The sequence below is a fragment of the Myxococcota bacterium genome, from assembly GCA_039030075.1.
Classification (GTDB): Bacteria; Myxococcota_A; UBA9160; order UBA9160; family SMWR01; genus JAHEJV01.
Genome location: JBCCEW010000026.1, coordinates 1 through 17,517, shown reverse-complemented (window position 1 = coordinate 17,517; position 17,517 = coordinate 1). Strand labels below are relative to the sequence as shown.

Here is a 17,517-nt window from a genome sequence, read left to right as displayed (position 1 = left end):
GGTCGCGGGCGCCGCCGCGCCCGAGAGTAAGAGAGACCCTCTCCCTGCGCCGGGATCCGAAACGCGGCCGGCCGCCGAGGCGAATCGCCCCGCCGTGTGCCCAATCGCCCCAGCGTGCACCCGCCCTGCCCCTTCGCCTCGCTCGCCAGCCCGGCATCGTTCTTGCGAAGTGCCTCGGCAGCAATCAGCTGCTGCGTACATCGAGAAGGTGCTGCGCGGAGGAACAGGGCGCAGCCGGGAGGAAGGGCCATGGAGACGCTTCGAAGCATCGTCGTCGGCGTGGATCTGGCAGCCGACGGGTCGACGAGCGTGGGCAGCCGCCGCGCGATCGACCAGGCCTGCTGGCTGGCCGAGCGAAACGGGGCACGCATCACGTTGCTGCACTCGAGCGCACCCGATGAAGCCTGGAGCGCCGCCGACGGGGGCTATGTCGACACGCCCGCGCCCAGCGACGCTCCGGCGGCATTGGCCGCACTCGCGGCCGACACCGTGCCGACGGGGCTGGAGGTCGACGTCGCCAGCGAGGAAGCCCCCGCCTGGCGCGCGATCACCCAACACGTGCTGCGCCACGGCGGCGATCTCGTGATCGCGGGCAAACGAACCCGCTCGATCGCGAACGCTCCGCTGCTCGGCAGCGTGACGGCAAAGCTGCTCCGGAAGTGCCCGTGCCCGGTCTGGGTCGTCAAACCCGACGCGTCCACCGGCCTGCGCCGCATCCTCGCAGCGACGGATCTCTCGGCCGTGGGCGATCGCGTGATCGCCCTCGCCGCGTCCCTCGCGGATCTCGCCGATGCCGAGTTCCACGTCGTGCACGCGCTGCAACGACCGCTGAGCGTGCAGATGGAAGGCGACGCGGTGAGCGAGCAGTGGGCACGAGACGAGCGCACCAAGGCCATCGAACAGATCCACGGAGCGCTCGAAGGCAGCCGCTCGGCGGCCAGCGCCATGCTGCACGTCGGCGTGACCTCGCCCTCTCGGGCGGTCCTCGACGGCTTCGCGCATCTGTCCCCAGACCTCGTCGTGATGGGCACGGTCTCGCGCGGGGGCGTTCCCGGGCTCCTGGTAGGGAACACGGCGGAGCGACTGCTGCCGCGCCTGGACGGTTCTCTCCTCACGGTCAAGCCGGCCGACTTCGTCTGTCCCGTCCCGGCAAGCCCGTGAGAGAATGGCGACGATGCCTTTCGGCCTTCCCTCACGCAGGGCGTCGTCGCCGTGTTCCGCCGTCCAGGTGTGCCTCCGGAAGGTGCGCGCGCGCCTGAGCGTGGCCTGCGCGATCGCCCTCGTAGCACTGGCCGCCCACGCGCAGGCCGCAGCCGACTGGGAGATCTCGCTCGACCCCGCGGCCCCGCTCGAAGCGCTCTCCCCCGCCCTGCTCGGCCACTACGACCTCTCGGGCGCGCTCTACGACTACGCGGGCCAGCCCGGGCTGCCCGCGCGCATGCAGGCGATCGGGTTCTCGGAATGGCGCGTGAGTGTCGGGCGTTGGGAGAACTCGACCCAGCTCTTTTCGACCCTGACCGACGGGTCCCCCTGCCCGATCCCGCTGCCGCAGATGGCCGCGTCCGAACCGAACGACCTCGCGCTGATCGCGTCCCGCGATTGGTTCTCCGACGACGGCCAGCCCGTCACGCTGGCAGACACGAACGACGATGCCCGTTACCAGCTCGACTACCTCCGCGAGGTCATCGACACGGCGGCCACCTTCGGAGCCTCCTCCTTCGTCTCGTTCGACGCCATGCCGCGCGCCTTGGCGGTCAACCCGACACCGCTACGCACGAATTGCAGCTGGAGCTTCCAGAACCGCGTCAGCAACATCCGACCGGCCGACGCCGCGGTCTTCGCGGCGGCTGCGACCGGCGTGGTCGAACGCATCGTCGAAGGGGTGGGTGCGGAACCGGGTCGCCCGGTTCACTACTGGGAAGTCGGAAACGAACCCGAGTTTCCGTTCTTCTGGGACCCGGACTTCGAGGATCAGTCGGGGCCGCTCGATCGCTTCTTCGAGATGTCGATTCAGACCCTCGTCGCACTCGACGCCTACCGGAGCGGCTCGAGTCACCCGGACGCCGGGAAGCTGCGCTTCGGGCTGGGCAGTTTCGCCACCGAAGCGGTCACGAACACGGTCCTCACCGGTTTCGACAGCGCCGGGGTTCCGGGCGGGTTCGTCCCCCTCGACTTCATCTCCTTTCACGCCTACGCGAACGACCCGCTCGAAGTGGTCGACGTGATCACCAGCGTCGCGGCCACCGCCGCGGCGACCACGAACTACGCGAGCATCGAGCTCGCGCTCGCCGAGTGGGGCCCGAACCTCGCCACGTCCGCCGGCGATGCGGCCTACGCCGCCAGCATGGAGCCACCCCTCCACATCGCGACCGTCCTCGCCCTCGGCGCGACGGCCGGCCTCGATCGCGCGCATCGCGCGATCTTCTGGGACTTCTTCCCGAGCTCGATCCAGCTCGGTGTCGTCGACCACGCCGGACAGCCGAAGCCGGGCTATCGCGCGTACGAGCTCCTCGCCCTGCTGATCGATCCCGGTGCCCGACGTCTGGCGGCCGCGAGCCAACCCGACGGCAGGCTCGACGCCGGGCTGGGCGCCCTCCTCGCCAGCCAGATCGGCGCGACCACCCGCGTCCTCGTCGTGAACCGCAACGCCACGGCACGGAGCGTCCGCATCTCCCTCGCCGGGGCGCCCGCGCGACCCCACCGGATCTGGCGCTTCGAAGACCCGAGCGGCGGGATTTCGATCGCACCGGGCATGGGGAGCCAGGTCACGATCGCGGCGGAGTCGCTCGCGGTGCTCGAGTTCACACCTGCGCCCGTGCCGACGGCGGGCCTGCTCGCTTTCCTGGTGTTGGGCGTCGGGATCGTGGCGGGCGTCGGCTGGGCCCGACGCCGCTAGAGCCCGCTTTCCTTCAGCAGCGCGACGCCCAGCACCGCGAGCAGCGCAGCGGCGATGGCCAGTCCGACCTTCCACTTCGAGATCGGTCGCTCGCCCTGGACCTCGCCGGTCTCGGCGTTCACCACCAACCAGTAGACGCGCTCGCGCCAGCGCAACGGGACCACCCAGACCGGCAGCAGCAGGTGCTTGTAGGCCAGCGCATCCCAGCGCGTCTCGAGACGGTGCACGCGCTGGTCGTCGCCGCCGATCTGCTGACGGGCGCGATCGCCGAGCCGCGACTCCATCTCGCGCTTGCCGATCTTGAAGGCTTCGGGAAGCTCGATCTCACACGCCTTCGTCACGGCGCCGGCGAGCAGGCCGGCTTCGAAGGGAACACAGCGCTCGGTCGGCCAGGGCGCCAGGGCGCGCAGGACCTCGCCGGGGAGGGTCGCGTCGGCGGGCACCGGGTGGTCGTCGAACACGTGCTGGAAGCTTCCCGACACCGACTTCCAGCTCCAGCGGGTGTGGGTGGTGCGCCGTCCGTTCACCTTCACCGTCGTGCGGTGGGCCGTGCCCCGCTCGCCCGTGAACCGCGTGAAGGTGAGCGCATCGAAGCACCAGTACGGCAGATAGATGCGTTGCAGCGCATCGGGCATGCGCGCGCGGACGAAGGCGTTCGGTGCGAACCAGAGGGCCCGCTGCCAGGCTTCGAGCGCCTCGTGTGCGGCCTCGGCCTGGATGCGGAACGGCAGGATTCCGTCGATCGGAGCCGTGTCCCCGGCGCTCGGCGTGCCGACCAGCACGGCGTCGCAATAGGCGCAGCGATCGGCCTGGGCGTGAGGCCCGAGCCGCAGTTCGGCCCCGCAGGAGTCGCAGGAGACCGCGGTCAGGACAGGCGCTCGTTCGCTCGCGCCGTCGCGCAGCTCCGCCAGGCGCGCGAGCTCCGAGAGGAGGTCCTGCTCCGGGATGGGAGCATCGTGGCGGAGGTCGAGATCCCGGGTCGTGCCGCAGTACGGACACGCGAGGGCCTGGAGGCCCACCGAGAAGACGAGGTCCGCCCCGCAGCCGGTGCAGGGGAAGGTCCGCACGCGCCCGCCCTCCGCGGCCGGGGTACCTGCAGGCACCGCGTCCCGGGCAGCGTCGCGGTGGGTCGCGCGGGGCTTCGGCTCGGGCATCGACCGCGAGATCGGAGCCCGCGAACTCCCACTTGAGGCTCCCGAGCGCCCGGGGGGAGAGGCGAGGGAAATTCCCCAGCACCCGGCCGGCGACCGCAGCGCGCCGGGTCCAGCCCGAATCGCTCGGGTTCCGCAGAACGGCGTCCCATCTGCCCAGACGTGCTGGGCTTTCCTGGCTGTGCTACAGGGAGCCCCCAGTGCAGCCGAGGGGTGCGAGGTGGTGAGCAAAGGCCCCGCGACGGCAGATTTCCAGGAGTTGAAGGCCCGCTTCGAGGCCCAGGGCCAAGGGCATGTCTTCGCCTTCTGGGAGCAACTCGATCCGTCGGGGCAGGAGCGATTGGGGCGCCAGCTGGCGTCGTTGGACTTGGAGGGCCTGATCCGGGGCTTCCAGGCCACACGGTCCCACGCCTCCGGGACGCCGAGCCTCGAACCGCCCGAAGTCGTCGCCCTGCCCGAGCACGGGGGCGACGCGAAGCACTGGGCCGAGGCCGAGGCGGCCGGTGAGTCCCTGCTCCGCGATGGCCGGGCGGCGGTGATGGTCGTGGCCGGCGGACAGGCGAGTCGCCTGGGCTACCCCGGGCCGAAGGGCCTCTACCCGCTCGGGCCGGCCAGCGGACGCACCCTGTTCGCGCTCCAGGCCCAGAAGCTCCTGCACCTGCGTGCCCGCACGGGCGCCGCGATCCCCTGGTACGTGATGACCAGCCCGGCGACGGACGCCGCGACCCGCGATGGCTTCGCCGCCGAAGGCTTCTTCGGTGTGCCCGAACGGGACGTCTTCTTTCTCTGCCAGGGCATGGTTCCCAGCTTCGACTTCGACGGGAAGCTGATGCTCGAGAAGCCCGATCGGGTCTTCGAGAACCCGGACGGCCACGGTGGCTCCCTGACGGCGCTGCTCGACTCGGGCGCGCTCGACGACATGGAGCGCCGGGGCATCTCGACGATCTTCTACTACCAGGTCGACAACCCGATGCTGCCCCTCGGCGACCCGGTATTTCTCGGGCACCACGCCCGGGCCCGCGCCGAGATGTCCTGCAAGATGCTCCGCAAGCGCGAGCCTGGCGAGAAGATGGGCGTGCTGGCACGCGTGGATGGCGCGATGGGCGTCGTCGAGTACACCGAGATCAACGACGAACAGCGCAACGCGCGCGACGCCCAGGGCGAACTGCTCTACGGCGCGGGCAACGTGGCCGTGCATGCGCTCGAGGTGTCCTTCGTGCGCCGGATCGCGAGCGACGCCGAGCGCTGGCTGCCCTTCCACGCATCCGCGAAGAAGATTCCCCAGGCCGACGCGAAGGGTGCCACCCAGACCCCGGCCGCGGAGAACGGTTTCAAGCTCGAGCGCTTCGTCTTCGACGCCCTGCCCGCCGCCAAGGACGTCTGTGTCGTCGAGGCACCGCGCTCCGAGTACTCCCCGGTGAAGAACGCCTCGGGCGGCGAATCGCCCGAAACCTCCCGCCGCGATCTCTCCCAGCGATATCGCGGTTGGCTCGAAGCTGCGGGCCTCCCCGCCCCCGCAGGCAATGGCTGGGTGGAGATCGACGAATCCAAGATCGGGAGCCCAGAGGACCTCCGCGCCCTCGGCCTGGAGCGCATCGAAGATGCGCCCGATCTCATTCAACTTCGGGTCGGAGACGACGCATGACGCCTGCGAAGAAAGCCACCAAAAAGAAGACCGCCAAGAAGAAGGCAGCGACCAAGAAGGCCGCCACCAAGAAGAAGGCGCCCTCGAAGAAGAAGGCCACCAAGAAGAAGGCGGTCCCGAAGAAGAAGGTTGCGGCGAAGAAAGCGACGAAGAAGAAGGCGCCGGCCAAGAAGGCCGCCACGAAGAAGAAGGCCGCCGCCAAGAAAACGACGAAGAAGGCGACCGCCAAGAAGACGACCGCCAAGAAGACGGCCGCGAAGAAGGCCGCTGCGAAGAAAGCCCCGGCGAAGAAGGCCGAGCCGCCGATCGCGAAGCCCGAGGGCGCGCGCCCGGCCACGAAGAAGAGCGGTGGACGCGCGAAGCGCGCACCGAAGGTCCGGCCGAGCCGCTCGCCCGCGAAGCGGCCGGAGCTGCCCCGTCCGACTCCGGTGATCAAGCCGGTCGCCGGCGGCGGCCAGCTCGGACAGAAACACGTCTGCTTCTCTTGTGGCGCCAAGTTCTACGACCTGGGCAAGGCCGAAGCGATCTGCCCGAAGTGCGGCGCCAACCAGAACGAGGCCCCGCGCAAGGCGAAGGTGCGCGTGCCGCCCCCGCGCACGCCCGACCCCGAGCCCGAAGAGCCGCGGGCGAAGCCCCGCCTGCTCGACGAGGACGAAGAAGAGATCATCGTCGAGGAGACGCCGGAGATGGGGCTCGGCCTGGCGAGCGTCGATGAGCCCGACGAGGTCGAGGAAGAGGAAGAAGAAGAGAGCTCGTAGCGGGCGAAGCCGGACGCCGCGGATGACGCGGGTCGCGCCTTCCTAGAGCTCGACGTGGAAGACGCGCCGCAGGATCGGCCGCCACTCGTCCCCGGCGAAGGCGTACCACGCCCCCGCATCGGCCTCGCGCCGTGCCGTCTCGCTCCGCAGCTCTGCCAGGCTCGCGCCCATCTCGGAAGCCTGATAGCCCATCTCGCGCACCGCCCGACCGCGGCGCTGGGCGCTCTCGAACGCCTGGAAACCGGCCTGCCCCGTGGCGCGCGAAGCGCCCTGCCCGCGCGCCTGCTCGTAGCGGCCGTCGAGGCGTTCGGACTCGGCCTCGGTCGCCGCCAGCAGCGTGGCGAGATCCGCATCGGAGAGGGTGCGATAGGGGCGCTGCTCGGCCTGCTCCAGGTCGAGGTTGCGGTGGTAGTTGTAGGCCCCGCCACCGGCCAGGATCGCCAGCAGCACCAACAGCTGCAGGAGCGTGCTCTTCGCTTTGCCCGACGCCATGGTCCTCGTTTCGGCGACTCGCGTGGCTCTCCTTAGGCGGCGGGAGCGCTGGCGTGGGCTCGAAGCCGCTCCGCGGTCGGCAACGCCGCCTGCGCCCCCAGGCCCTGGCAGGCGTGGGCCCCGGCCGCACCGGCCACCGCCAGGCAGGCGCCGGCGCCCCAGCCCTCCAGGACCGCCCACGCGAACGCGCCCCGGAAGACATCCCCGGCTCCGGTGGTGTCGACGACCGACACCGCCTCGGCCGCTTGCCTGCGCGTCGCGCCCCCCGGCAGCATCGCCACCGCGCCGCGCGGCCCGAGGGTCGCGATGGCCAGTCGGCTGGCGCCAGCCAGTAGCTCGCCGAGCACCTTCTCGACATCGAGCAAATCCGAGAGGTCCCGCACGAAGAGCTCGGAAACGATCGGAAAATCGCAGTCGCGCGCCAGCCTGCACGTGTCCGGATCGGCGCGATCGACGTCGAGCACAGTCGCCGTTCCGACCTGCCGTGCCACGTCGACCGCCCAGCGCGCGAGGTCGAGGTCATCGGTATCCACGAGCAGTAGACGCGCGTCGGCGATGGCCGTGCGGTCGCGCAGGTCCGACGGAATCGCGCAGCGCGGATCCCGCCACCCGAGGACGCTGCGCTCCCCGTCGCCGCGCCGGACGAAGATCCAGGCGCTGCGGGTCCGGGCCTCGGGCACCGCGGCCACGCCCGCCGTGTCGACCCCCGCCGCCCGCAGAGGCGCGAGCGCCGACTGACCCTCGGCATCGTCGCCGATCGCACCGCCCAGCGCGGCACGGCACCCCAGCGTGCGGGCCGCGAGCACCGCGGTCGCGATCTGGCCACCGGGACGATCGAGTGCACCGCCGAGCTGGCTCTCGTGACCGCCCGGGTGAGGAAACGCATCGACCGTGGCCACCCGATCCAGCGAGATCTGGCCGAAGCCCACGACGTCGAGCCGTCGCGTCCCTTCGGACCGGGACGGACCGAGCGGAACCGACCAGGGATCACCGCTACCCGTGGCCAAGCGACCCGATGCCTCAGTAGAGAACGCGGTACGCGTGAAGGCTGCGCAGCACGCGCTTCACGTAGGCGCGTGTCTGGCTGTACGGGATCTGCTCGACCCAGACGTCCTCCGAGGCGAGCTCGTCCTTGAGCCAGCGCGACACCGCCTGGGGCCCGGCGTTGTAGCTGCCGATCGCGGCGGGGGCGTAGCCGTCGAAGCGCGCCAGGAGCTGGCCGAGGTAGGCGCTGCCGAGCTGGATGTTCACCTCGGGCCGGAACAAGTCGTCGGGTTCGAAGGTGGTGAGCGCTACGCGGCGTGCGACTCGCGTCGCGGTCTCCGGCATCAGCTGCAGCAGACCGCGCGCGCCCGACACCGAAATCACCTCGGGCCGGTAGCCGCTCTCTTCGCGCATGATCGAGTACACAAGCGCCGGGCTCGGCGCCCCGGGCTGCTGCGCCGCGCGCAGCTCGTGCTCGTAGGGCGCGGGCCAGGCGTGCCACCAGAGCTCGATCTGCTCGGGCACGGGCCCCCGGGCCAGGTGCTCGGTGTACCCGTTCACCATCAGCCGCTGGGCGCGGCTGTAGTCGCCGGCTTCGGCGTAGAGCCCCGCCAGCGACATGCGATCGGCGAAGCCACGCGCTTTCGAGAACAGATGCTCGAGCTCCTCGCGCGCCTCTTCCACCAGCCCCGCTTCCAGCAGGATGCGCGCGCGTGCCAGGTCCGCGGGACCCAGCGCTTCGGGACCGCCGTCGAGCAGCCGACGCGCGGGCGGAGGCACCGGCCCTTCCGTGCGCTCGAGCGCGCGCCAGCCGTAGTAGGTGAACGGATAGTCGCGGGCGAGCGCCGCGTAGGCCTCCTCGGTATCGCCGTCGCCGCGCTCTTCGCGCACGCGGATCCGCCAGTAGCGCGGGCGCAGCGCCGCGATCGGATCCTTCTCGACGGCCGCGAGCTCGCGCAAGTAACGCTCGGCGGTGTCGTGCTGGCCGTTGCGGAACGCATCCCAACCGAGCCACCAGCGGGACGACGCGGCCAGGCTGGAGTTCGGCGCGCGTCGGATCACCTCGGAGAAGAGCCGCCGGGCCTTCGGCCCGCCGTTCTCACCGTCCCACAGGAGCGCCGCCAGATAGGTGGCTCGGATCGCGTCGGCGCCGCGCGTATCGGCCCCGAGCTTTTCCAGGGCGCGTGCCCCCGCGCCGACCTGACCCGAGCGAGCCTGGGCGCGGGCCCGTTGGATGCGGCGCTTGTCGCTGCGCGGCAAGAGGTCGTAGGCCTCGATCGCCTCGGGGTAGCGGCGCAGCCGGAAGAGCGTCTCGGCGCGCTGGTGTCGCGCGCGGGCCTTGCTGTCGGCACCGAGCCCACCCGTGAGCGCGCGGTCGTAGGCCTCGAGTGCGGTCTCGTTGTGGTAGCGGCGGTACAGCGCATCGCCGCGACGGCGCCAGCGGTCCGGGGTTCGCAGGCGCTTCCCCAGGGTACGCTCGAGGGTCTCGAGTTCGGCGCCCGCCGCATCCGCCGCGTCGAACTCCGGGTAGCGCGTCCAGACCTCGAGGAAGCGCTCGGCAGCGCGCTCGTGATTGCCCTGGCGGAGATAGGAGCGCGCGATCCGCATTTCGAGGTCGGCGAGACGCTGTCGCCCGCCCGTTCCGACCGACGCGAACTCCCAGGCCGCGCGGGCGCGCTTCTCGCGATCGAGTGCGCGATAGGCGTCCCCGAGCAGCGTGTAGAAGCGCGGGCGCAGCGGACTCTCGCGACGCGTCCAGGCGGACTCGAAGGCGACGGCGCCCTCGTAGTCCTGGGCTTCGACGCGCAGGCGCATCCGCAGCAGCTCCGCGTGGTCGGCGATCACGGGATGGCGCTCGGCCACGGCGCGCAGCAAGGCGTCCGCCAGGTGTCCTTCGCCCCGCTCGAGCGCATCGACCGCGTGACGCAGCCCGCGGCCGGGGTCGGCCAACACCCAGGAGAGCGGCGCCGAGCGGTCGCTGCCCTCGGTGATCGGGGCGCTCACCGCGAGCGCTCCCAGCAAGGCACACCCCAGGACCACGAGACGTCGGCGCGGGTTCGAATGGCGCATGCGCCAGCTCGTGCTCTTCGGTCTCATTCGCCCCAATCCACTGCCGCCCGCGTCCACCCGAGGAGTGTGCGGGACGGACGAAGCGGGTTCAACGCGCGTTGTGAGGGCCCCAGCGCTCGGGTAGCTTCGGCCGCCGTGAAACCCGCGCGCGTAGCCACCGGCCGCTCGATCCGCGGGCGTGGACTGCTGGGTCTGTTGCTGACGGCGGCGGTCGCCACGGGCTGCGTCGCCACCGCGTGCCGTCCCGCGGAAGAGGCGCCGCCGCCTCCCGTCCCCAGCACCCCGCCCGAACCGGCTCCTGCCGAGGAACCGGCGGCAGCAGAAGAGCCTCGCCGCGGGCTCTGGGTACTGGCCGAAGGGGCGGTGCAGGTCCTGAACGACCCCGCCCGAATTCCTGTTCTCTTGCAGCAAGCTCGGGCCCTGGGTGCAAGTGATCTCTTCGTTCAGGTCTACCGCGGCGGCCGCGCCTGGTACGACGCCAGCCTCGCCGACCCGGCCCCCTACCGTGAGAACCTCGAGCGCCATGGCGTCGATACGCTGGCGCTCCTGCTCGAGCAGGCCCACGCCGCCGGCTTTCGCGTGCACGCCTGGGTGAACGTGCTGTCGCTGTCGCGCAACGCGAAGGCGCCGATCGTGTCCGACCTGGGCCGAGATGTCGTCCTCAGCGACCGCCAGGGGCGCTCCCTGCTCGACTACCCGGGCTATGACGTGCCCCAGCCCGATCGGCGCTACTACCGCATGGGGACACCGGGCGTGTACCTGGACGCGGCGGCTCCGGGGGTCGACGCGCGGCTGACCGCGACCTTCGCGGAGCTGCTCTCGCGCTACCCGGCGCTCGACGGGCTGCACCTCGACTACATCCGCTATCCGGACGTGCTGCCCTTCGCGCCGGGCACCCGCTTCGGTGTGGGGCTGGACTTCGGCTACGGCGCCTCGACGCGCGCCCGGTTCCTCGAGGAGACCGGCAAGCAGGCACCCATCGGCGACTCGCTCCGCAACGCGAACGCCTGGGACCGCTGGCGACGCGATCGGCTCTCGTCGCTGGTCGCGGACATCGCCTCCGAGGCACGGCGCGTGCGCCCCGGCGTCGTCCTTTCGGCCGCCGTCTGGACCTACGCCGATCGCGGCTACCTCGTGCTGGGGCAAGACTGGCGCCGCTGGCTCGAGGACGGGTCCCTCGATGTGGCGATTCCGATGTCGTACACCGTCGACGATCGCCTGCTGCGCTATCAGGCCGAGCACTTCTCCGGGCTGCCCGTCGGCGATCGCATCTGGATGGGACTCGGCAGCTGGCTCTTCGCCAAGAACCCGGCACGCGCGGTTCGGCAGGTCGAGATCCTCGACACGGCCGGCGTTCGCAACCGCGTGCTCTTCTCCTACGACTCGATCGTGACCGAGCCCGCACTCTTCGAGGCGCTGCGCGTCGAGGCTCCCGGTGGCGAATGAGCCGGCGCCGATCGACCTCGACGCCTACGACTTCGAACTGCCCGCCGAGCTGATCGCCCAGGAACCCCCGGCAGAACGCGACGGCGGACGCCTGCTCTGCGTGCCGCGCGCGGGGGGCCCCCTCGCCCACCGCCGCGTGCGGGACCTGCCGGCGCTGCTCGATCCCGGCGACCTGCTCGTGGTCAACGTCACGCGCGTGCTGCCCGCGCGCCTTCGCGGACACAAGGACAGCGGCGGCGCAGCCGAGGCCTTGCTCCTCGGCCCGGGCCCGGCGCCCGATTCCTACGAGGCCTTTCTCAAGACGAGCGGAAGGCAGCGCGTCGGCCAGAAGCTCGCCTTCGAAGGACGCGGCGCCCGCTTCGAAGCCGAGGTCGTGGCGCTCCCCGGCGACGGCCGCGTGGTCCTGCGGTTCGAGCCCGGCGTGTCGCCCTATGCGGCCGGCGAAGCGCCGCTGCCCCCCTACATCCGACGCGAGGCCTCGGACCCGGCCGACGACGCGCGCTACCAGACCGTCTTCGCGCGCGAGGCCGGCGCGGTGGCGGCCCCCACGGCGGGCCTCCACCTCAGCGATCGCGTCCTCGAGGAGCTGGCGGCGCGCGGCGTCGAACGCGCCGAGGTCGTGCTGCACGTCGGGCCGGGCACGTTCCAGCCGCTCCAGGAGGAGCAGCTGCGCAGCAAGCGCCTGCACGTCGAGCGCTTCGAGCTCCCCGACGTGACCGCCGACGCGATCGCCGCGGCGCGCGAACGCGGGAATCGCGTGGTCGCGGTGGGCACCACGAGCACCCGGGTCCTCGAGAGCTGCGCCAGCGGCGATGGAAACGTCGCGGCTGCGCGCGGCACCACCGACCTGTTCCTGACGCCTGGCGACCCCTTCCAGGTCGTCGACGCCCTGCTCACGAACTTCCATCTGCCGCGCTCGTCGCTGTTGCTCCTGGTGGCCGCCCTGATCGGGCGCGAGCGATTGCTCGACGCGTACCGCGAGGCGATCGCCGAGCGCTACCGCTTCTACTCCTACGGCGATGCGATGCTGATCCAATGAGCGACCCGCGACGCTTCGAAGTGACGCAACGCGACGGGGACGCGCGGGCGGGTCTCCTGGGCACGGCCCATGGCGTGGTGCGCACCCCGACGTTCATGCCGGTGGCCACCTACGGCGCGGTGCGAGGCGTGACCACCGAGCAGCTGGCTCAGGCGGGTGCGCAGATCCTGCTCGCCAACACCTACCACCTCCACGAACGGCCGGGCGAGGACATCGTCGCGGCCCACGGCGGGCTCGGTGGGTTCGCGGGCTGGGACGGTCCCTGGCTCACCGACAGCGGCGGGTTCCAGGTCACCTCCCTCTCCGACCGCGCGCGGGTCGACGAGGACGGCGTCACCTTCTCCTCGCCGGTCGACGGGCGCCGCCGCGCGCTGACGCCCGAAGGTGTCGTCGCCATCCAGGAAGCCCTGGGTTCGGACATCGCCATGGTGCTGGACGAGTGCGTCCCACCCGACCCGTCCGCCGACCTGCGCGTGCGCGCCGCCACCGAGCGCACGCTGCGCTGGGCCGAACGCTCGATCGCCGCCCACAAACGGCCCGACCAGTGGCTCTTCGGCATCGTCCAGGGCGGCGCCCTGCCCGCCCTGCGACGCGAGAGTGCTACCGCCACCCACGGCCTGGGCTTCCGCGGCTTCGCCCACGGTGGGCTGGGTCTGGGGGAAGACCCCGACGCCCGCGACGAGCTGGTGGCGCTCACCCACGCCGCACTCCCCGAGACGGCTCCCCGCTACCTGATGGGCCTCGGGAAACCCGCCGACCTGGTGCGGGCGATCGGGCTCGGCGTCGACCTCTTCGACTGCGTGCTGCCGACCCGCCACGCGCGCCATGCCGTGCTCTTCACCAGCCAGGGGCTCCTGCGCCTGAAGAATGCCCGCTATCGCGAGGACACGGCGCCGCCGGACCCCGCCTGCGACTGCTTCACGTGCGCGCGTTTCAGCCGGAGCTACCTGCGGCACCTGCTCCGCAGCGGCGAGGTGCTGGGAGTCACCCTCGCCTCGATCCACAATCTGCGCTTCTACCTACGTCTGATGGAGCGGGCCCGCGACGGGATCATGGCTGGGACGTTCGACGCCCTGCGCGCCGAGATCCTCGCCCTCGATACCGCCGAGCCCGCCTAGGACGCCGCGGGCCGGCGAAAAACGCCATCGGAACCGGGTAGTTGCCGGCCCACCGCAGGCTCCCCGCCCCGACTCCAGCTCCCGTCCCGACCGGCCGATAGAAAGCCCAGTGGGGACGGAACCCTGCGGCCGGTCCTGCCGGAAACTCTCGAGGGAAAGCTTCATGCGTCTTGCCGGTGGGTTGCTGCTCGCGGTCCTGTTCTTCGGCCTCTCGGGCTGCGTGACGAGCGATCCCCTCGGCCACGCCTACGCCCTGAAGGAAGCGCAGAAGCGCTACACGAAGGCGATCCGTTGGGGCGACCTGGAGATGGCCGCGCGCTACGTCGACCCCGAGCTGCGCAAGGACTTCCTCGCCCTCGCCTCGCCCTTCGAGCAGGTGCGCATCACCGACTACGAGATCGGCGAGCTCGATGTCGAGGAAGAAGAACTCACCAGCGCGGAGGTCGACGTGACCTACCGCGGCTACGTGCTGCCCCACTTCGTGGAACACCGTGTCCTCGACCGTCAGGTGTGGACCCGTGAAGAAGGGATGAGCAGCGTGTGGCGGGTCGCGCCCGATCTGCCCGCCCTGATGCGCGGACTCTCAGGAGCCGACGGATGAGCCTCGCCGAAGAGCAGGAGCCGCGCCGCACGATCCTGGTGGTCGACGATGCGCCGATGTTTCGAGAGATCGAGACCACCTTCCTGCGACGAACCGCTCGGGTGCTCACGGCCACCGACGGCACGGAAGCCCTGGAGATCGCGCGGGCCCACCGCCCCGACATCATCGTCTCGGACCTGACGATGGTGGCCATGGACGGCGACGAGCTCTGCACCCGCCTGCGCAACGACGTCGACCTGCGCCGCACACCCACGATCATCGTGACGAGTGGGCGCTCGCCCGAAGAGCACGAACGCGCGGTGCGCGCCGGGGCCGACGACGTCCTCGAGAAGCCGCTCTCCCGCGTGACCCTGCTGCAGGCGGTGAACCGCTTCCTGCGCCTCACCGTGCGCGGCCTGGACCGCGTGCCCCTCGAGACCGAGGTGTGTCTGCGGTCGAGCGCGGGCGACGAGACCTGGGCGTGGGCGCTCAACCTCTCGCGCGGCGGCATGTTCGTCGAAGCCGACACGGCACTCGAACCCGAGACCGAGCTCGACGTCGAGTTCACCCTGCCCGCCAGCGACGAGACGGTCCATCCCTCGGCGCGCGTCGTGTGGCGACGCCCCCCGAACGCCGACGCCCGGGCCGGCATGGGGCTTCAGTTCCTGAAGCTCGGCCAGGACGAGGCGCGGCTGATCGAGAACTACGTCTACGAGCGGGTCTCGGCCGATCGCTTCGAGATCGACGAGACCGGCGAGGCGGGTGACCGCCCCGCCTGAGCGGCCCTCGACCCTCTAGCGGTCGAGCAGCTCGTCCTCGTCGTAGATGTCCTCGTTCGGGTTGATCGAGTGCGGTCGGCCCTTCACGATCGCGAGGGTCTTGTCGCCCTGGCGAATCACCGTGGAGCGCCGCGTCCGGATCTTCCCCGGCGCCTTCGTGAGGATCGGCTCGACCACGATCGGCTCGCTGCTGGCGTCGGTCTCGATGTCGAGGTTCGGCGCCTGCGCGCTGCCCGTCGCCACCGACACCGTCGTCCGGCCACCGGCGCCCGCGCTCGGGGCGTAGCCGCGCGCGGCGACGGTCTCGGTCGCATTCAGGCGGCGCAGGTGCTCGAGGCGCTTCGCGAGTCGGTCGGACACGCTCCGCGTGGTCGCGGTGTCTTCCTTCGTCAGCCGGGGGTAGTCGGCGAGGCGCTTCTGGTTCACCCGCACCGCGCGATCGACGTAGCGCGAGGGGATCTGGTCCTTGTCGTCGGTATAGGCGAAGACACCGTCATCGGTGCGCCAGCCATACACCTCGGCGCTGGCTGCCATCGGCGTGGCCAGCAAGAACGCGGCGCCCAGGACACCCGCGGACAGGCGCAGGACGCCCCGTCGCTGGGTGCGCTCGCGCGCGCTCGAATGAATCGTCTGCTGCATGTGCTGCTTCTGCATGGGGGCCGTCTCCTTCCGCTGTGACGGTGTGGCTTACAGCATACGTGGATCGCAGAATATTTCAATTATTTCAAACACTTAGACACTCTTCGGGAGCGATTGGTCGAGCCAACTCGAAGGCTTGAAGCGGCTTCTGCGAAGCGGCTGCCAGACGCCTGCGCGCTGCTGAAGCGACGCCGGGCGCACGATCCGCAACACCGCGGGCCAGCTCCGCGACTCGGCGAGGGTTTGGCGCTTTGACAGCCCCGCGCTGCCTCGCTATTCCCTACCTCCCTTTTGCTGCGGGGTAGAGCAGTCTGGTAGCTCGTCGGGCTCATAACCCGGAGGTCGGGGGTTCGAATCCCTCCCCCGCTACCAATTCGAGAGCCGCCGATCGGTCCCCCGGTCGGCGGCTCTTTCTTTTCCGCGGGTGCGTGGCGACCGCGTCCTCCTGGTGAGCCGCCGCAGTTGGCTCTCGTCAACCGGAGGCGTCGGTCGGTACGCCGCTCTGGCCTGGCCCATCGCTGGCAGAGGCTCGCGCGATCGCGAGCTCCTCGAGGGTCGATTCGATCGCGTAGCGAAGCGCCAGGAAGAATCCGACGTAGGTCACGAGCAGCGGGACCACGGCGATGGCAGTGGCCACCGCGAGCTGTCCTGCTCGGGAGTTAGTGTCCGGTCCACCGCCGACGTGCTGCTCCGCGGCACGCGTGAGACGCGCAAGCTGGTCCCACTCACTCGGCCGGCCGTTCTCCCGATCGACTGTGAGGACGTCCCGAAAGCTGGCGTCGCTGAAGAGTTCTTCGAGCCCGACGAGGATCTCCGAGAGAAGCTCCGCAGACTCCCTGGAGGTCCGGGCGGGCGTCCGACACTTGACGACCTGGTTGATCGCACAAAATCGCCTGAAGAACGCCGGCGAAGCGTCGGCGAGCTTGGCGAGGCGCAGTGCCTCGTTTGCGCTGATCTCGAACCCAGTCTGGAACGACCCCGCCGACTTCCAGCTAGCAGGCTGTTGCAGGGCCGGCTCGCTCTCACGGTCTTCCGCCTCCGGAGCGTCGCGGGCCGCGCGGCGTAGTTTGTCCAGGCTTTCCTGAGCAGCCTCACTGAGCGCGAAGTCAGCGGGCTCGCCCTCTGGTCGTGTGGACTCCACCGCGAAGGCGAGCGCGACGAGCACTACCGTGGCCGTCGTGACCGAGCCCACATCGTGGGCCCGCGCCACCAGGCGCGTCGCCCACTTCCGCGACTGTTCGTCTCGCAGCTCGGCAAGCGCGTTTCGCAGGCCGAGCTCCCCGAAGCGCCCCAACGGCCGCTCGAGCCCGTGCTGCACCGGCTCTGGCAGGGTCCGCAGCGCCTCGCGCGCGTCCAGGCCGAGCCTGAGCCGAAAGCGCCCCAGGTCGAGGCCGCTGCGACGACCCTCCCCGGCTTCCTCCTCTCCCGACCTGCCCTTCCCCCGAAAGAGCCGTCTCGCCCATTCCGTCAGCGCGACCGGGACATTGCGGATCCGATTCGCCATCGGCGCGAGCAACACGTCGCCCAGTGACTGCACCACGCTTCCGACGCCGTACAGCAGCAGCAGGACGACCGGGATCGCAGAGGTCGGCAGATCGGAGAGCAGCTTCGGAAACGCCGTCCCGGCGGTCTCTGCGCCTCCCATCAGATAGATCCCGATCCCCACGATCGCGCCCACCATGAAGCGACGCCTCGCAGACCCATCCGTGTACGGAAGCCGGTCGAGAATCTTGTCGAGCTGGTCGTCGGTCATGCCATCGTCTGGAAACAGGCTGCGTTGCTTCGGCTCTTCAGCCCCGCGTTCGAGAGACTGCCAACGCGCCTGTCAGCAGGGCTCCGAGAGCCATGAGCCAAGGCCGCCCGGGTTCGGGTAGTACCGTCGAGGCGGGATCCACCTGCTGGAGGATGAAGTCGTCCAGG

General features: G+C 70.7%; 15 protein-coding genes and 1 tRNA gene. 10 read left to right on the top strand and 6 right to left on the bottom strand.

Features of this window, described 5'->3' with window-relative positions; genetic code table 11:
- Positions 1 to 249: 249 nt before the first annotated feature.
- Positions 250 to 1,161 (top strand): universal stress protein, encoded by a 912-nt coding sequence (locus tag AAF430_21710; protein MEM7412864.1) that lies wholly within the window; start codon positions 250 to 252, stop codon positions 1,159 to 1,161.
- Between the two features lie 82 nt (positions 1,162 to 1,243).
- Entirely contained in the window at positions 1,244 to 2,896 is a 1,653-nt protein-coding gene (locus tag AAF430_21705; protein MEM7412863.1) for a hypothetical protein, read from the top strand.
- On the opposite strand, the gene AAF430_21700 is transcribed toward AAF430_21705, so the two are convergent.
- Positions 2,893 to 3,963, bottom strand: a complete 1,071-nt coding sequence (locus AAF430_21700; protein ID MEM7412862.1) for a hypothetical protein — start codon at positions 3,961 to 3,963, stop codon at positions 2,893 to 2,895. The genes AAF430_21705 and AAF430_21700 overlap by 4 nt on opposite strands.
- Positions 3,964 to 4,270: 307 nt before the next feature.
- Here AAF430_21700 and AAF430_21695 point away from each other — a divergent pair, with 307 nt between their 5' ends.
- Together AAF430_21695 and AAF430_21690 are read left to right on the top strand one after the other, a co-directional pair.
- The gene (locus AAF430_21695; protein ID MEM7412861.1) at positions 4,271 to 5,692 is read left to right on the top strand and encodes a UDPGP type 1 family protein; all 1,422 of its coding nucleotides are present in this window, start codon (positions 4,271 to 4,273) and stop codon (positions 5,690 to 5,692) included.
- On the top strand, positions 5,689 to 6,450 hold the full coding sequence (locus AAF430_21690) for an FYDLN acid domain-containing protein (protein ID MEM7412860.1): 762 nt from the start codon (positions 5,689 to 5,691) through the stop codon (positions 6,448 to 6,450). Before AAF430_21695 ends, AAF430_21690 begins: the two co-directional genes overlap by 4 nt.
- Before the next feature lie 42 nt (positions 6,451 to 6,492).
- Here the strand turns inward: AAF430_21690 and AAF430_21685 are convergent, their stop codons facing one another.
- Genes AAF430_21685 through AAF430_21675 form a run of 3 tightly spaced genes read right to left on the bottom strand, consistent with a single transcriptional unit; the run spans position 6,493 to position 9,996 of the window.
- Positions 6,493 to 6,942 carry a hypothetical protein gene (locus AAF430_21685; protein MEM7412859.1) on the bottom strand — a complete coding sequence of 150 codons (450 nt, stop codon included), beginning with the start codon at positions 6,940 to 6,942 and terminating at the stop codon, positions 6,493 to 6,495.
- Positions 6,943 to 6,974: 32 nt separating this feature from the next.
- The gene (locus AAF430_21680; protein ID MEM7412858.1) at positions 6,975 to 7,949 is read right to left on the bottom strand and encodes a carbohydrate kinase family protein; all 975 of its coding nucleotides are present in this window, start codon (positions 7,947 to 7,949) and stop codon (positions 6,975 to 6,977) included.
- A gap of 13 nt (positions 7,950 to 7,962) precedes the next feature.
- The gene (locus tag AAF430_21675; GenBank protein ID MEM7412857.1) at positions 7,963 to 9,996 is read right to left on the bottom strand and encodes a transglycosylase SLT domain-containing protein; all 2,034 of its coding nucleotides are present in this window, start codon (positions 9,994 to 9,996) and stop codon (positions 7,963 to 7,965) included.
- A gap of 135 nt (positions 9,997 to 10,131) precedes the next feature.
- Here AAF430_21675 and AAF430_21670 point away from each other — a divergent pair, with 135 nt between their 5' ends.
- The 5 genes from AAF430_21670 (at position 10,132) to AAF430_21650 (ending at position 14,958) form a co-directional block, all read left to right on the top strand.
- Entirely contained in the window at positions 10,132 to 11,442 is a 1,311-nt protein-coding gene (locus AAF430_21670; protein ID MEM7412856.1) for a family 10 glycosylhydrolase, read from the top strand.
- A 10-nt stretch (positions 11,443 to 11,452) separates the two neighbouring features.
- Complete coding sequence (gene queA / locus AAF430_21665) at positions 11,453 to 12,481, top strand: tRNA preQ1(34) S-adenosylmethionine ribosyltransferase-isomerase QueA (protein ID MEM7412855.1); 1,029 nt, start codon at positions 11,453 to 11,455, stop codon at positions 12,479 to 12,481.
- A complete protein-coding gene (gene tgt / locus AAF430_21660; GenBank protein ID MEM7412854.1) occupies positions 12,478 to 13,599 on the top strand; it encodes a tRNA guanosine(34) transglycosylase Tgt in 1,122 nt (373 codons plus the stop codon). Before queA ends, tgt begins: the two co-directional genes overlap by 4 nt.
- 163 nt (positions 13,600 to 13,762) lie before the next feature.
- Positions 13,763 to 14,200 carry a hypothetical protein gene (locus tag AAF430_21655; protein ID MEM7412853.1) on the top strand — a complete coding sequence of 146 codons (438 nt, stop codon included), beginning with the start codon at positions 13,763 to 13,765 and terminating at the stop codon, positions 14,198 to 14,200.
- A complete protein-coding gene (locus AAF430_21650) occupies positions 14,197 to 14,958 on the top strand; it encodes a TIGR02266 family protein (GenBank protein ID MEM7412852.1) in 762 nt (253 codons plus the stop codon). Before AAF430_21655 ends, AAF430_21650 begins: the two co-directional genes overlap by 4 nt.
- A 15-nt stretch (positions 14,959 to 14,973) precedes the next feature.
- Here the strand turns inward: AAF430_21650 and AAF430_21645 are convergent, their stop codons facing one another.
- A complete protein-coding gene (locus AAF430_21645; protein ID MEM7412851.1) occupies positions 14,974 to 15,612 on the bottom strand; it encodes a DUF4124 domain-containing protein in 639 nt (212 codons plus the stop codon).
- Positions 15,613 to 15,892: 280 nt separating this feature from the next.
- On the opposite strand from AAF430_21645, the gene AAF430_21640 reads away from it, so the two are divergent.
- A tRNA-Met gene (locus tag AAF430_21640) sits at positions 15,893 to 15,969 on the top strand.
- Between the two features lie 100 nt (positions 15,970 to 16,069).
- Here the strand turns inward: AAF430_21640 and AAF430_21635 are convergent.
- Positions 16,070 to 17,350 carry a hypothetical protein gene (locus AAF430_21635; GenBank protein MEM7412850.1) on the bottom strand — a complete coding sequence of 427 codons (1,281 nt, stop codon included), beginning with the start codon at positions 17,348 to 17,350 and terminating at the stop codon, positions 16,070 to 16,072.
- Positions 17,351 to 17,517: the final 167 nt, after the last annotated feature.

What these genes read in the sequence shown, in the direction of transcription:
- tgt (MEM7412854.1), top strand. Translation starts at nt 12,478, where the DNA reads ATGAGCGACCCGCGACGCTTCGAAGTGACGCAACGCGACGGGGACGCG.
- AAF430_21655 (MEM7412853.1), top strand. Translation starts at nt 13,763, where the DNA reads ATGCGTCTTGCCGGTGGGTTGCTGCTCGCGGTCCTGTTCTTCGGCCTC.
- AAF430_21650 (MEM7412852.1), top strand. Translation starts at nt 14,197, where the DNA reads ATGAGCCTCGCCGAAGAGCAGGAGCCGCGCCGCACGATCCTGGTGGTC.
- AAF430_21690 (MEM7412860.1), top strand. Translation starts at nt 5,689, where the DNA reads ATGACGCCTGCGAAGAAAGCCACCAAAAAGAAGACCGCCAAGAAGAAG.
- AAF430_21710 (MEM7412864.1), top strand. Translation starts at nt 250, where the DNA reads ATGGAGACGCTTCGAAGCATCGTCGTCGGCGTGGATCTGGCAGCCGAC.
- AAF430_21685 (MEM7412859.1), bottom strand. Translation starts at nt 6,942, where the DNA reads ATGGCGTCGGGCAAAGCGAAGAGCACGCTCCTGCAGCTGTTGGTGCTG.
- AAF430_21645 (MEM7412851.1), bottom strand. Translation starts at nt 15,612, where the DNA reads ATGCAGAAGCAGCACATGCAGCAGACGATTCATTCGAGCGCGCGCGAG.
- AAF430_21635 (MEM7412850.1), bottom strand. Translation starts at nt 17,350, where the DNA reads ATGACCGACGACCAGCTCGACAAGATTCTCGACCGGCTTCCGTACACG.
- AAF430_21675 (MEM7412857.1), bottom strand. Translation starts at nt 9,996, where the DNA reads ATGCGCCATTCGAACCCGCGCCGACGTCTCGTGGTCCTGGGGTGTGCC.